This is a genomic window from Microbacterium sp. MPR-TSA4 (assembly GCF_058792815.1).
On the sequence record NZ_JBXAFF010000030.1, the window covers coordinates 19,456 to 34,505 of the forward strand.

The 15,050-nt window shown below is 74.8% G+C and carries 8 protein-coding genes; all 8 read left to right on the forward strand.

What is annotated here, in order from left to right; genetic code table 11:
- The first annotated feature begins 150 nt into the window (after nucleotides 1–150).
- The 8 genes from AC1Q49_RS11920 (at nucleotide 151) to rpsG (ending at nucleotide 14,973) form a co-directional block, all read left to right on the forward strand.
- Complete coding sequence (locus AC1Q49_RS11920) at nucleotides 151–1,299, forward strand: serine/threonine-protein kinase (RefSeq protein WP_060958400.1); 1,149 nt, start codon at nucleotides 151–153, stop codon at nucleotides 1,297–1,299.
- On the forward strand, nucleotides 1,296–7,238 hold the full coding sequence (locus AC1Q49_RS11925) for an Ig-like domain-containing protein (RefSeq protein WP_492492370.1): 5,943 nt from the start codon (nucleotides 1,296–1,298) through the stop codon (nucleotides 7,236–7,238). The genes AC1Q49_RS11920 and AC1Q49_RS11925 overlap by 4 nt, the downstream gene beginning before the upstream one ends.
- Nucleotides 7,239–7,255: 17 nt before the next feature.
- Nucleotides 7,256–8,221 (forward strand): AAA family ATPase, encoded by a 966-nt coding sequence (locus AC1Q49_RS11930; RefSeq protein WP_191009079.1) that lies wholly within the window; start codon nucleotides 7,256–7,258, stop codon nucleotides 8,219–8,221.
- Nucleotides 8,218–9,594: a DUF58 domain-containing protein gene (locus AC1Q49_RS11935; RefSeq protein ID WP_101306894.1), complete on the forward strand. Its 1,377-nt coding sequence runs from the start codon at nucleotides 8,218–8,220 to the stop codon at nucleotides 9,592–9,594. Before AC1Q49_RS11930 ends, AC1Q49_RS11935 begins: the two co-directional genes overlap by 4 nt.
- The gene (locus tag AC1Q49_RS11940; RefSeq protein ID WP_492492372.1) at nucleotides 9,591–12,041 is read left to right on the forward strand and encodes a transglutaminase domain-containing protein; all 2,451 of its coding nucleotides are present in this window, start codon (nucleotides 9,591–9,593) and stop codon (nucleotides 12,039–12,041) included. Before AC1Q49_RS11935 ends, AC1Q49_RS11940 begins: the two co-directional genes overlap by 4 nt.
- Nucleotides 12,038–13,822 (forward strand): DUF5684 domain-containing protein, encoded by a 1,785-nt coding sequence (locus tag AC1Q49_RS11945; RefSeq protein WP_492492374.1) that lies wholly within the window; start codon nucleotides 12,038–12,040, stop codon nucleotides 13,820–13,822. The genes AC1Q49_RS11940 and AC1Q49_RS11945 overlap by 4 nt, the downstream gene beginning before the upstream one ends.
- Nucleotides 13,823–14,128: 306 nt before the next feature.
- Nucleotides 14,129–14,497 carry a 30S ribosomal protein S12 gene (gene rpsL / locus AC1Q49_RS11950; RefSeq protein WP_017201609.1) on the forward strand — a complete coding sequence of 123 codons (369 nt, stop codon included), beginning with the start codon at nucleotides 14,129–14,131 and terminating at the stop codon, nucleotides 14,495–14,497.
- A gap of 5 nt (nucleotides 14,498–14,502) precedes the next feature.
- Nucleotides 14,503–14,973 carry a 30S ribosomal protein S7 gene (gene rpsG, locus AC1Q49_RS11955; protein ID WP_005050524.1) on the forward strand — a complete coding sequence of 157 codons (471 nt, stop codon included), beginning with the start codon at nucleotides 14,503–14,505 and terminating at the stop codon, nucleotides 14,971–14,973.
- The last annotated feature ends 77 nt before the right edge of the window (nucleotides 14,974–15,050 follow it).

The following is a 15,050-nucleotide window of genomic DNA, read 5'->3' on the forward strand; positions in this document are numbered from 1 at the left end:
CGCCGAACCGCCACCGCGCGGCCCGTCCGGAGCGTGGCGGCTCGGCCGGGACGTGGCGGCTCGGCGGAGGGGCTATCCGGGGGTTTTGTTAGCATGGCCGGGTCGTCGACGTCGTCGGGGACCGGGTCCGTGAGATGACTGAGGGGTGCCATGACGCGCAGGCTCCCGTCTGCGCCGCCGCAGCTGCCGGGGCTGGACTATGTGCGTCCACTGGGGTCCGGCGGTTTCGCCGACGTCTTCCTGTATCAGCAGGACATGCCCCGGCGCGCCGTCGCGGTGAAGGTGCTGCCGGCGGGGGAGCGCGATCCCGATCTGCTGCGCATGTTCAACGCCGAGGCCGACGTGCTCGCGCATCTGTCCGCGCATCCCGCCATCGTGACCGTCTACCAGGCGGGCATCTCGGCCGACGGGCGCCCGTACATCGTCATGGAGTACTGCCCCGGCTCGCTCGCCCAGCGCTACCGCATCGAGCGGATGCCGGTCGACGAGGTGATGGCGGTCGCCGTGCGCCTGGCGGGAGCGCTGGAGTCCGCGCACCGGGCGGGGCTCATCCACCGCGACATCAAGCCGAGCAACATCCTCGTCACGAGCTTCGGGTCGGCGGTCCTGGCCGACTTCGGCATCTCGTCGTCGCTGCAGCGCAGCGCGGCCTCCGACGTGCTCGCGATGTCGATCCCGTGGAGCGCGCCCGAGGTCGTCGCCGAGCACAGCGGCGGCACGATCGCGAGCGAGGTGTGGAGCCTCGGCGCGACCGTGTACTCCCTGCTCGCCGGGCACAGCCCGTTCGAGCGTCGCGAGAAGGAGCAGAACACCCGCGAGCTCATGCGGCGCCGCATCGCTCGCGCGACCTTCGTCCCGATCCCGCGCCCCGACGTCCCCGACGCGCTGCAGCAGGTGCTCGCGACGGCCATGACCCGCGATCCCGACCGTCGCTACGCGTCGGCGAGCGCGTTCGGTGAAGCCATCCGCGACGTGCAGCGGTCGGTCGGACTCGCGCCGACGCCGCTGGAGGTGCCGACCCAGGAGTGGATGCCGGCATCCGACGCCGTCGACTTCACCGACGTGTCCGCGCGCGGCCCGGCCCGCAGCCGCGTGGCAGAGGGCCGGCGCCGCGTTCCGACGGATGCCGTCGCGCGCCGCACCCCCAGCGCCGAGGACGACGCGACCGGGCTCAGCGCCTCGGAGCCGCGCAGGTTGTGGTCCCCGCGCGTGATCGTGCTCTCCGTGGTCGGCGCGATCGTCGCGGTGGGCGGGCTCCTCGCCGCCGGGGCCGCACTGTGGACGGTGATCGGCCCATGAAACGCGGGACGGTCGTGGGCCTCGCCGCCGCGGGCGCGGCGCTGGCGCTCATCGCCGGCGTGAGCGTGGTCTGGCCGGGCCTGGACGCCCAGCGCACGCCGCCGCGTCAGACCACGGCGTGGGTGCTGCAGGCCGACTCCCTGCGCTATGCCCGCGTGAACACCGCGATCGGTGAGATCGACACCGTGCGCGCCGTCAGCAACCCGAGCCGGATCGTCGGCGCCGCCGACGCCGCCTACATGTTCACCGACAGCGACGCGAAGGTCGTGCGGATCGACGACGCCGCGCCGGTCGATCTCGATGCGGACGGCCTGCGTTCGGCGACGGCGGCGCCGGCGGGGACCGCCGACATGGACGCCTCCGGCGACATCGTCGCCTACCGCACCGACGCGGGGACGGTGTTCGTGGGCAGGCTGTCGGCGGGACCGGCGGCGGCGGTCGACGTGGCGGCCTCGGTGGCGGTGGCCGCCGAATCGGGCGGCACGGTCTTCAGCTATTCCGCGAGTGCCGGCACGGTGGCCCGCATCGACGCCGCCACCGGGAGCGTCCTGGCCACCGACACCGTCGCGGCCACGGTGGAGCGGCCCGTGCTCACGGGCGCCGGCGACGACTGGGTGCTCGTGGAGACGGGCGGGGCGGACGCGGGGCGGTTCTGGACGCGCGGCGGGAGCGGACGCGTGCCGATCGCCGGAGCGACGGCGGTGGGGCGTGCTTCGGCCGACGGCGACGCGGTGTACGTCGCCGACGAGTCCGGGCTCGTGCGGATCCCGGTGTCGGGCGACGGCGCGGAGCGGGTGTTCGGTGACAGCACGACCTCGCGCGGCACGCCGGCGCGCCCCGTCGTCCGCGAGGGCGTCGTGAGCGCGGCGTGGCTCGGCGAGGGCACGCGTGGCGGCACGCTGTGGACCTCGACCGGCGCGGACGTGCCGCTGGACTACGCCGGGCAGGGGCTCGGATCGCAGCGCCGACCGGTGTTCGTGGATGCCGGCGACGGCGTCGTCCTCAACGACGCCCGATCCGGGTGGGTGTGGTCGGTGCCCGACGGGCGGCTCCTTCCGTCGAGTCAGAACTGGGACATCGAGGACGACGTCCAGACCGCCCCGAAGACGAACGACCAGAAGCCGCCGCCGGTCATCGACCCGCGTCCGCCGGTGGCCCAGGACGATGCCTTCGGGGTGCGCCCCGGGGCCCTCGTGAGCCTGCCGGTGCTGCTGAACGACCACGATCCGAACGACGACGTGCTCGCCGTCGATCCGGCATCCGTCACGGGGCTGGACCCGGCCTTCGGAACGGTGACGACCACCGACGACCGCCAGCGCCTGGCGGTGCGGGTCGCGCCGGGAGCGTCGGGGACCGCCGCCTTCTCCTACGCCGTCACCGACGGGACCACCGCCGACGGGCTGCTGTCGCCGCCGGCGACCGTGACGCTGCGGGCGGTCTCCGACGAGGACAACTCCGCCCCGGTCTGGTGCGGCGTGGAGGCGTGCCGGCAGGACTGGCCGAGCCCGGAGGTGGCCCCCGGCGGAACCGTCAGCGTGCCCGTCCTCGGCGACTGGGTGGATCCCGAGGGCGATCCCGTGCTCCTGCTGTCGGCGACCGATGACTCCGGGCTCGGGCAGGTCGCCACGACGCCGGAGGGCGATGTCGTCTTCCAGCACCAAGACACGGGTGTCGAGGGCGAGCAGGCCGCGTCGGTCACGGTGACCGTGGCCGACGTCCGCGGCGCCACGGCGACGCGGCAGCTCGTGATCCGCATCCGCGACGACGCGCAGCCGGTCGTGCAGTCGTTCGCCGTCGTCGACGTGGCCGGCTCGCGCGTGTCGGTGGACGTCGCGCCGCACGTGACCGGCACGGCGGGTGACCTCACCCTCACGGCGGCGCGCGTGCTCGACGACGCCGCCGCGACGGCGACGGTCGTCGGCGGCTCGACGACGTTCGACTTCGCCGCGGCATCCCCGGGCGCCTACCGCGTGGCCGTCACCGTCTCGGCGGGCGGACGCGAGGCGACCGGCACGGTGCGCCTCACACTCCTGGATGCCGCGGGTGCCGCGAACCTGTCGACCGCGCCGGTCGTCGCCTTCGTCCGGCCGCAGGCGGATGCGACGGTGGACGTGCTGGCCGCGGTGACCAACCCGACGCGGCGCGTGCTGCTGCTGAGCGATCCGATCATCCGTCCGGCGACCGGAGCGTCGCTGTCCGCCGACATCGTGGCCCAGAGTCAGCTGCGGGTGTCGGGGACGACGCCCTCGGGCGAGTCGGGGCTGCTCGGCACCGTCTCGTACCGCGTCGGCGACGGGACGACCGACGACGGCTCGTCGGTGATCGGCGAGGCCACCGTGTACCTGCTGCCCCCCGCCGACGAGCAGGCGCCGATCGCGGTCGATGACCGTGTGGTCGTCCGCGCCGGCTCGCAGATCGACATCCCGGTGCTCGACAACGACGTCGCCGCCGTCGGGACCCGGCCGCGGCTGGACCCCGAGTCGATCGTCTCGTCGAGCCCCGACGCCCTCGCCTTCGCGGCCGGGGACGTGCTGCGCTACCTGGCGCCGACGACGCCGGGCGATTACACCGTGGAGTACCGCGCGTTCACGACCGGAGCCCCGGCGCTCGGTGACATCGCGACGGTCCGGATCCGCGTCGCGGGCGACGAGAGCAACCGCGATCCGCTGCCGCGCACCCTGTCCGGCCGTGTGCTCAGCGGCCTGTCGACGACCATCCCGTTCAGCGGCTTCGGCATGGATCCCGACGGCGACGTCGTGCGGCTGGACCGCATCGTCGACCAGCCGGCGCACGGCTCCGCCGTGATCTCCGCGGACGGGGCGTCGATCGTCTACTCGAGCGTCGCCGGCAGTTCCGGGCAGGACTCCTTCACCTATCGCGTCGTCGACCCGTCGGGTCGGAGCGGCATCGGCACCGTGCGGGTGGGAGTGCTCGACGGCGAAGCCAGCCCCGCCCCCGTCACCTACACCGACTACGTGCAGGTGCAGGCCGGTGACGGCAACGTCATCCGCGTGCATCCGCTCGCGAACGACATCGATCCCCTGCAGGGGCGTCTCACGCTGGAGCGCGTGCGCCCCGACGTGCCCGAGTTCGCGCTCGACGGCACGCCGACCGCTGAGTTCGCACGGCTGCAGGATCGGATCGTCGCGCAGACTGAGGACGCGCTGACGATCGCCGCCGGCGCGTCGCCGGGGACGATGTCCTTCCTGTACGACGTCGTCTCCTCGTCGGGCAACACCGCCCGCGGCCTCATCGTCGTGAAGGTGGTCGCCCAGCGCGTCGCCGACTTCCCGGTCGTCTCCGACACCGTGCTCAGCGCCGACGGACGCGACGACCTGGCCCGCGGCATCGACGTGCTCGCCGGCAAGGCGGTGTGGTCCGGCGGCGACACCGCCGAGCTCACGGTCGGGCTGTGGGGCGCCCCGGCCGGGATCACCGTCGACGGCACCCGCCTGCGCGGCAGCGTGGACGACGGCGCGCACCTCATCGCGTTCTCGGTCACCGGCCCCACCGCGGCCGGACCGGTGACCACCTACGCGTTCCTGCGGATCCCCGCCGTCGCCGACGCCCCGCTCGCCCTCCGGCCGGGGTCGCCGCCGTTGACGGTGGGGGAGAACGGCCAGGCCGACGTCGACGTGAGCACGCTCGTCGCGGTGCCGCGCGGGCGCACGCTCGAGATGTCCGACGAGGTGCGCGCCTCCGGTGCGCGTGCGGCCGCGACGTGCACGGTGGTGTCGGGCACGACGCTGCGCTACACCGCGGGCGCGGACGCCCCCTGGACCGACGCCTGCCTCGTGCCGGTCCGGCTGTCCGGCCAGTCGACGTGGACCGTGCTGTCGATCGCGGTGGTCGTCACCCCGCTCGACCCCCAGCCGCGGCTGTCGCCGGCGGCCCTCGAGGTCGCCCCCGGCGACACCCAGGTGTTCGACCTCGGCGCGATGACGACCTGGCAGGGCCGTCCCGAGGCGATCGTCTACCGGATCGACGGCACACCGGCATCCTTCGACGTGTCGTTGCAGGGCGCCCAGCTCACCGTCCGCGGGCGCGACGCCGCCGTTCCCGGAACCGTCGAGGGCGTCGTGGTGCAGGTCGCCTCGCACCCGGGCGTCGCCCCCGCCCGCATCTCGCTCCGCGTCGGCGCCGCGCCCTCGACCCTCCCGCAGGGCGGCGCGGTGCAGCAGCAGTGCAGCCAGGCGGCCGGCAGCTCGTGCACGATCGACGTCATCGGGGCCAACGGCGAGGTCAACCCGCTGCCGAGCACGCCGTTGCAGGTGGTCGCGGTGGCGCCGGCGGCGGCGTGCACGGGGGTCACGTTCGCGGTCGTCTCGCCGACGAGCGTCGTCGCCAGCTGGACCGACGACGCGCCGGGTGCGGCCTGCGCGGCGAGCTTCACGGTCCGCGACGCGCAGGGGCGCCAGAGCGCGAGTGCGCGCGACGGGCGCATCCTCCTCGACCTGCAGGGCTTCCCCCGCGCGCCGGCCAGCGTCGCGCAGTCCGCGTATGCGGACGGCAGCCTCACGCTGCGGGTGGACCCCGGACCGGCGCAGGCCGCCTATCCGGCTCTCACCGGCTTCGAGGTGCGTCAGGGCGGGCAGCGGGTCGCGGTGTGCACGCCCCAGGGCATCTGCCCGCCGATCAGCGCGCCCAACGGCGAGCAGCGCTCCTACGAGGCGGTGGCCGTCAACGCCGTCGGCGCCTCGCTGACGTCGGTGCGCACCACCGCGTGGGCCTACGATCCGCCCGCCGCTCCGACGGGCGGGAGCGCCGTCCCCGTCGTGGCGGGCGCGGACGGCGGCGTCGCGGCGCTGACGCTCACCGGTGTGGATGCCGCCGACACCGGCGCGCTGCAGATCTCGAGCCCCTCCGGCGAGACGCGCACGATCGCCGTCGCCGCCGATCAGACCCAGGTGTCCGTCCCGACGTTCCGCGTCGGCGCGAACACCGCGACGCCCGTCACGGTGACCCCGGTCTCCCGCTACGCCGTCCCCCCGGGCCTTCCCGGCCCCGCGATCGGGAGCATGACGGTACAGGCCTACGGCATCGGCGCGCCCACCGGGGCGGCGCTGAGCCTGACGGCGGTGAACGTCGGCGGCGGCCGGGTCGACATCACCGCCGTCGGCACGGCGTCGCCGGGCGGCGACAACGCGCGCGTGCGCTACGGCATCGTGCGCGTGGACGGCCCGCCCGCCGCCGACGGTCCGGTCTCGGCGGACAGCTGTCGCACGAGCGAGGACGGCGCGCGGCGAGTCTTCGGCGACCTTCCGGACGGGCGGCTGTACACCTTCGTGCTCTGCGTCGAGTCCTGGTACGACGGGACGTCGTTCGGGCGGGCGACCGTCACGCAGCAGGTGCGCGCCACGCAGAGCGGCGCCGCGCCCACCGGCTACACCTTCGTGGTCGGGCCGACGGCCCACGTCAGCGGCAGCGGGAACGACGCCGGCCGGGCGACCTGGACGATCGATCAGACGCCGACCTCCCCCGAGACGCCGCCGAACGAGAACGACGTCGTCTTCCGGGGACTGCCGAGCAGCGTGTTCGACAAAGACCCCGGGATCGAGGTGCGCTACGAGCACAAGGACGGCTGGTGGCAGTCCGCCTGGGGGGCGGTGACCCCGGCGCCGGGCAGCGCCCCGTACCAGGTGCAGGCCTCGTGGACGCTCGGATCCTGCACGGGCGGAGCGACGCTCGAGCCCTCGGGCAGCTCGAGCGGCTCGCGCGCCGACATCGCCTTCGACGCCGCCGCCATCCGCTACTACGACCGCAACGACGCGCTCATCGCCCCCGGCGCCGACCCGTGGACGGTGCCGGCGGATGCCGCGCGCGTCGCCGGCATCCAGGTCGTCGTCGACTGGTCCGGCCAGGGCTGGAACCTGTCGCCGGCCACCGCAGAACTGTCCACCCGCTGCACGCCCTCCACCGCGCCCGACCCGGCCGGCTGACCCCCACGGAGTCCCCCATGACGATCACCACCGAGCAGGCGACCTGGTTCGCGCAGACGTTCGCGCAGCTCGCCGACAACGTCGAGCGCGCCGTCCTCGGCAAGCGCCACGTCGTCGAGCTCGTGCTCACGGCGATGCTGAGCGAGGGGCACGTGCTCATCGAGGACGTCCCGGGCACGGGCAAGACGTCGCTCGCGCGCGCGGTCGCGCAGTCGGTCCAGGGCACGACGACGCGCATCCAGTTCACGCCCGACCTCCTCCCGGGCGACATCACCGGCATCACCGTGTACGACCAGAAGACGGGGACCTTCGACTTCCACGCCGGTCCGATCTTCGCCAACATCGTGCTCGCCGACGAGATCAACCGGGCGAGCCCCAAGACGCAGGCCGCCCTGCTGGAGGTCATGGAGGAGGGGCGCGTCACCATCGACGGCGTCTCGCGCACGGTCGGCGCGCCGTTCCTCGTGCTCGCCACGCAGAACCCCGTCGAGCAGGCCGGAACGTACCGGCTGCCCGAGGCGCAGCTCGACCGCTTCCTGCTGCGGACGGCGCTCGGCTACCCCGACCACGCGGCGACGGTGCGCATCCTCGACCGCGCCGCGGTGCCGATCGCGGACCTGCCCGCCGTGATCACCCCCGGCGCGCTGGTCGGGATGACGGAGCTCGCCGCCGACGTCTACGTCGACGCGCTCGTCCTGGACTACATCGCCCGGATCGTCGACGCGACGCGCGCCGCGGACGAGGTGCGCCTCGGGGTGAGCATCCGCGGCGCCCTCGCGCTCACGCGCGCGGCGCGGGCCAGCGCCGCCTCGCACGGCCGCACCTACGTCACCCCGGACGACGTGAAGCGTCTGGCGGTGCCGGTCCTCGCCCACCGCCTCATCCTGCACGCGGAGGCCGAGTTCGACGGGGTCACGCCCGAGGCCGTGGTCGGGCAGGTGCTGCTCGACGTCGCGCCGCCCACCCGCCGGGAGCCGGTGTGACGCTCGGCGACAGCCGCGCCCTGCCGGCCGAATCGCGGCTCACCCGGACGTCGGCCGGGGGCCTCACCGGGGAGCGCACGGAGGTCACCGCGCGCCGCGGCCGTCGCCTCGTTGGCGCGGCGCTGCGGGCGTCGCGCGCGTGGACGACCGTGCGCGCCGGCGCGCACGTCGTGGTCCAGTGGGCGCGCGCGACCGTTCGTCCCGCGGGCGCGCTGGTGATCCTCGCCGCCACGGCGGGACTCGCCGCGGGCATCGCCTTCGGCTGGGTCGAGGCGATCGTCGCGGGTGTCGCGGCCCTGACGCTCCTGATCCTCGGCATCCCCTTCTTGCTGAACGCACGGGCGTACGAGGTGGGCCTCGTGCTCGACCGGCTGCGGGTCGTGGCCGGAACTCCCGCCCGGGCGACGGTCGAGGTGCGCAACGTCGGGTCGCGCACGGCCCTTCCGGGGCGCATCGACGTGCCGATCGGGGCGGGCCTGGTCGAGTTCGGCGTCCCGCTGCTCGCCCCCGGCGCCGTGTCGCGGCATGCCCTGGAGCTGCCCCCTCAGCGCCGCGGCGTCGTGCGCATCGGACCCGCGACCACGATCCGCTCGGATCCCCTCGGCCTGCTGCGCCGGGAGCACGCGTTCGAGGAGGTGCAGGAGCTGTTCGTGCACCCCCGCACGGTCGCCGTCCCCTCGTCGAGCGCGGGCCTCATCCGCGACCTCGACGGCAGTGCCACGCGGCGGCTCGTCGACGCCGACATGTCCTTCCACGCCATCCGCGAGTACGCGCCCGGAGACGCCCGCCGCCAGATCCACTGGAAGTCGACCGCCAAGACCGGCCGGCTCATGGTGCGCCAGTACGAGGAATCTCGGCGGTCGCGGATGGCGGTCGTGCTCGGCCTCGCGGCGGGCGAGTACGCCTCGGACGACGAGTTCGAGCTGGCCGTCAGCGCGGCCGGCTCCCTGGCCCTGCGCGCCGTGCACGACGCGCGCGACCTCGACATCGTCGTCGGTGCCGAGATCCCGCGCGTCGTCCGCGGCCGCCTCCGCGCGATCCGGCACATCCCCGCCGGCTCGCCGCGCGTGGTCCTGGACGGCTTCAGCGGCGTCGAGCGCCTCACCGAGACGATGTCCTTCCCCGAGGTCTGTCGCCTCACCGCGGAGGCGAACGAGCGGCTGTCCGTCGTCGTCCTCGTGGCGGGCTCCGGGGTGGGGCTGGCGACGCTGCGTCTGGCGGCCCTGGCCTTCCCCGCGGATGCCGCGGTGATCGCGGTCGTCTGCGACGAGCGCGCGCATCCGCGCACGCAGGCGGCCGGTCCGCTGACCGTGCTCACGATCGGCACGATCGAGGACCTCGCCGGGCTGCTGCTGAGAGGCGCACGCTCATGAGGATCGTCGCCGGCGGGATCTACGCGCTCGTGGCGGTGGTGCTCGCCGCGGTGGCGGCCTGGCCCCTCTACCGCTCGCCGGCCTTCCTGCTGCTCGTCGCCGTCGCCGCGGTGCTCGCGGCGGCCGTCGCGGCCCTCGTGGCGTGGCGGCGCTGGAGCGGGTGGGCCGCCGCGGGCCTGCTCGCCGCGACGATCCTGATCGTGGGCGTGCCGCTGGCCGTGCCGGCTCGCACCGGCTCCGCGGAGGACGTCGTGCACGGACTCGGCGAGCTGGGCGCCGGTGTGCTGTGGGGGTGGAAGGACCTGCTGACCGTGGAGCTGCCCGTCGGCTCCTACCGCAACCTCCTCGTCCCCGCGCTCGTCGTCTTCCTCGTCGGCACCGCCAGCGTGCTGCTGCTCGCTTGGCGCACGGATGCGCTCGCGGTCCTCGCCGTGCCGGTCGCCATCGCGATGGCGGCGTTCGGACTGCTGTTCGGGCGTGCCGAGGTGAGCGCGCCGCTCGTCGTCGGCGCGGTGACGCTTCGCGCACCGGTCGAGACGGCCGTGGGTGCGGGGGTCCTGCTCAGCGGCGTGCTGTGGCTGGCGTGGCGCACGCGCGACGGGCGGCGGCGTGCCCTGCGGCGTGCGGCCGACGACGCGGGCGCGCGCCTCGGTGCGGCGACGACCCGCGGGCGAGGGCCCGCGCTGCGGCGTGCGGCGCTGGGGGCCGGCATGGTTGCGATCGCCACGGTCGCGGCGCTCGCCGTCCCCGCGGTCGCCGCCCCCGATCAGCGCGACGTGCTGCGCGGCGTGACCGGCCCGCGGGAGGAGATCTCGCGCGCGGTCAGCCCCCTGAGTTCGTACCGCGCCCTGTTCGCGGACGCGCGCATCGACGAGGAGCTCTTCCGCGTGTCCGGCGACGCCGTCCCCGACCGGGTGCGGCTGGCGGTCCTCGACGCCTACGACGGCGCCGTCTTCCGCACCGACGCCGCCGGCGATCCGTTCGTGCGCCTCGCGTCGGCGCGCCCGATGGCGGCCGGCGCCCCCGTTGACGCCGTCTTCTCGATCGGGGCGCTGGACGGGCTCTGGATGCCGTCGGCGGGCGTCGTGGCATCCGTCTCGTTCACGGGCCCGCGCGCCGGCGTGCTCGCCGACGGGTTCTACGTGAGCGACGCGCGCGACGCCGCTGTCGAGACGGCCCCCTGGCAGGACGGCGACGAGTACCGTCTGCGCGCCGCGGTGCCGCCGGCGCCGGCGCTGGCCTCGGTGTCGGCGCCGGGCGGGCAGTCCGCCGCGAGCGGAGCGTCGGATGCCGCGGGCGGCGAGCCGGCGGCTCCGGCGAGCCTGCGCACGTGGGTCCAGCAGCACGCGACCGGCACGGGAGGCGCGGCCCTGGAGGGGCTCGTCGCCCTGCTGCGGGAGCGTGGCTACCTCAGCCATGCCCTCACGGGCCAGGACGGCGGCGCCGCCTGGATGCGCGAGCTGTCCGCCGCCGGCGGGTACCGCTTCGCCCCGAGCGCGTCGGGCCATTCGCTCGCCCGCATCGACGACATGTTCACGGCGCTGCTGGCCCGTGAGGCCGACCCGGCCGCCGCGGCATCCGATGACCTCGTGGCCGCCGTCGGCGACGACGAGCAGTTCTCCGTGGCCGTCGCGCTCATCGCCCGCGAGCTCGGCTTCCCGGCGCGGATCGTCGTGGGCACGCGTCTGTCGTCGACCGATCCGGATGCCGCCGCGTGCACGGACGGGGCGTGCCGCGCCGGCGACGTGTCGGCCTGGGTCGAGGTGCGCGCGTCGACGGGGGAGTGGATCCCCGTCGACGTGACCCCGCAGCACACCCGCCCCCCGCAGCGCGAGGTGACGGAGCAGCCCGACCCGCAGATCGCGACCTCCGTGCGTCCCGACGGCGTCGACGAGGTGCAGCCGCAGCGTCCCGCGCAGGAGGACACCGCCGCCCCCGCCGACCGCTCCGACGCTCTGGATCTGCGTGGACTGTGGACGGCGCTGGGCGTCGCCGGCGGTGTGCTCGCGGTCCTGCTGGTGCTGGCGGGGCCCTTCCTCGCGATCGTGATCGCCAAGGCCGTGCGCCGTCGTCGCCGCCGCCGGCAGGAGGCTCCGGCCGCGCGCATCGCGGGCGGATGGGACGAGTACCTGGATGCGGCGACCGACGCGCGCCGTCCGCTGCCGGCCGCCGCGACGCGCACCGAGATCGCCGCCGCGCTGTCGCGCCCGTCCGCCGGCGGCCTCGCGCGCGCCGCGGACGAAGCGGTGTTCTCTGCGCGCGTGATCGACGCGGACGAGGCCGATGCGTTCTGGCGGATCGTCGACGAGGAACGCACCGCGCTCGCACCGACCCGGTGGCGCCGGCTCCGTGCGGCCGTATCGTTGAGATCGTTCGTCCCGCGATCGTTCCGGTCACACTTCGAGAGGGGGAGTCGCGCGGCATCCCGCCCGCGGCGCACCGCATGAACGCACCCATCGGCGACTCCGTCGGCGCCCTGCTGGGCCTGGTCGCCGTCGGCGTCGGGCTCGCCCTGTACGTCTGGACGGCCCTGGCGCTCGCGGCCATGTTCCGGAAGATGGGCGACGAGGCCTGGAAGGGCTGGGTGCCGTTCTTCAATCAGGCGACGGTGCTGGCGTGGGGCGGCTTCAGTCCCTGGCTGATCCTGCTCCTGCTCGTCCCGGTCCTCGGCCCCGTCGCGGTCTGGGTGCTGCTGATCGTCGCCGCGCACCGCATCAACCCCGGATTCGGGTACGGCGCCGGCATGACCGTGGTCTCCGCCGTGCTGTTCGTGGTCTGGGCGAGCATCCTCGGCTTCGGTCCGGCCCGCTGGCTGGGTGCCCGCGCCGGGGGATCGCGTTCCGAGGGCGCGTCGCGCGCCGCCACCCTCGGCGGCGTCTTCGCCGCCGAACCCGCATCGCCCGCGCCGGTCGTGGTCTCCGTGCTGCCGACGGGGCCGTTCGTCCCGGAGCCGCCGTTGGCCGCGCCCACGGATGCCGCCGCCCCGGATGCCGACCCCGCGCGCGGCCGCGCGGACGCCGACGTGGACGAGGCCGACGACGACCTGGTCCGCCTGTTCGCGCCGCCGCCCTCCGCGCCGGCCGCGCAGTGGACCCCGCCCGACACGACGACCGCGCCGCCGGAGTCGGCGGCGTCCGTCCTCGACGACCGCCCGGCGGATGCCCCTCTCGTCCCCGATGCGTCGGTCGCGGATGCCCCGGCGGCGTCCCCCGAGCCCGCCGCCGCGGAGGGCCCGTCGCCCGCCGCCTCCCCGCCGACGGCGGCCACGCGCCCCGCGGCGCCCGCGCCCGTGTCCGCCGCGGCCGTCGTCGCCTCGTCCGCCGAGGCCGGCCCTCCCTCCGACGACGACGCATGGCCGTCGGAGATCGACGACGTCTCGGCGATCGCGCCGTCGCCGTTCCCGCCGAGCTCGGGCGCCGGGTGGCGCCACGCGATGCCGCCGGTGACCGAGGACGCCCCCATCGACTTCGTGCCGGGCCGGCGCAGCACGGCGCTGCCGTCGCCGTCGGAGCAGGCGGCCGCGCCGGCGGATGCGCCCGTCCAGCGCGTCTCGGCGGCGGAGGCGGCGGCCCGTGCCGCCATGCCCGAGCCCGCGCCCGCCCGCCGTGGGGAGCCCGAGCCCGCGACGGATGCCGCCCCGCCGGCCGCCGCCCGGCCGTCCTCGGATGCGCCGGAACCCGAGCTGCGCCGCGCCCGCCCGTGGCCGGCGTTCGCGGTCGCCCCGAACGAGCCCGACGGGTTCCCGGAGCTGTCGGGAGAGGTCTCCGCGGTCATCGGCTCGCCCGCCGCCGGGTCGCCCCGTTCGGCCGCGGGCGCCGTCGCCGCCCAGCACCGCCGCGGGGACTCGGGCGACGACGACCTCGATCAGACGATCATCACGCGCCGGGCCCGCAAGCCCACCTGGCAGCTGGTCCCGGTCTCGGGCGCCCCCGTGCCGATCACCTCGGACATCGTCATCCTGGGGCGCCGACCCTCCGGCGACGCCGCCTTCCCGCGCGCGCAGCTCGTCGCGGTGCCGGGGGAGGCGCTCACCGTCTCGAAGACGCACGCGCGCCTCGAACGCCACGACGACGTGTGGACCATCACCGATCTGGCCTCGACCAACGGCGTGCTCGTGCGCACGCTGATGGGCGAGGAGGTCGAGGTCGAACCCGGATCGAAGATCGACGCCGGCGAGCGCTTCTTCCTGGGCGACGAGGAGTTCCATCTGCAGCGTCTCGATCACTGAGCGGGGGCCCGCGCGACGGCATCCGTGGGCCGTGCGGCGACTCACCGGGCGCGTTTGCCCGAGTTCGTCATACGGCGTAGTATTGACCGGGTGTGCGCGTATGCGCGCCCTCCGCCGTGCCACGGCCTGCGGAGGGGGCGGGTGCACACAGCGGGACCGGTCTGCGAACAGGCCGCCCCCACGGCATATCCACCACACACGCTCGGCACACCGCCGCGCCGGTGGATCTGTGGTGAAACCACCATCGCTGTCACCGTGCAGCACCCGTGCGGACGAGAAGACCGCACGGACTTACAAGGAGAGAACGTGCCAACCATTCAGCAGTTGGTTCGCAAGGGTCGCTCGCCGAAGGTCACCAAGACCAAGGCTCCCGCCCTGAAGTCGAACCCCCAGCAGGCGGGTGTCTGCACCCGCGTCTACACGACCACGCCCAAGAAGCCGAACTCGGCCATGCGCAAGGTCGCCCGTGTGAAGCTCCGCAACGGCACCGAGGTCACGGCCTACATCCCGGGTGAGGGCCACAACCTGCAGGAGCACTCGCTCGTGCTCGTCCGTGGAGGCCGTGTCAAGGACCTCCCCGGTGTCCGCTACAAGATCGTTCGCGGCGCCCTGGACACCCAGGCCGTCAAGAACCGCAAGCAGGCCCGTAGCCGCTACGGCGCCAAGAAGGGCTGAGTCCGATGCCTCGCAAGGGACCCGCACCTCGCCGCGTCGTCGTCAACGACCCGGTCTACGGTGCTCCGATCGTCACCCAGCTGGTGAACAAGATCCTCGTCGACGGCAAGAAGTCGCTCGCCGAGTCGATCGTCTACAACGCCCTCAAGGGCGTCGAGGCCAAGAACGGCCAGGATGCCGTCGCCACGCTCAAGAAGGCGCTCGACAACGTCCGCCCCACCCTCGAGGTCAAGAGCCGCCGCGTCGGTGGCTCGACCTACCAGGTGCCGGTCGAGGTCAAGCCGCACCGCGCGAACACCCTCGCGCTGCGCTGGCTCGTCAGCTACGCGAAGGGTCGTCGTGAGAAGACGATGACCGAGCGTCTGCAGAACGAGATCCTCGACGCCTCGAACGGCCTCGGTGCCGCGGTCAAGCGCCGCGAGGACACCCACAAGATGGCCGAGTCGAACCGCGCCTTCGCGCACTACCGCTGGTAACGCGTTTCGACTCGCTGCGCTCGCTCAACGACCGGCGGGTAGGGCACGCCGCTCGCATCCGCCAGCCCGGGCGTGCG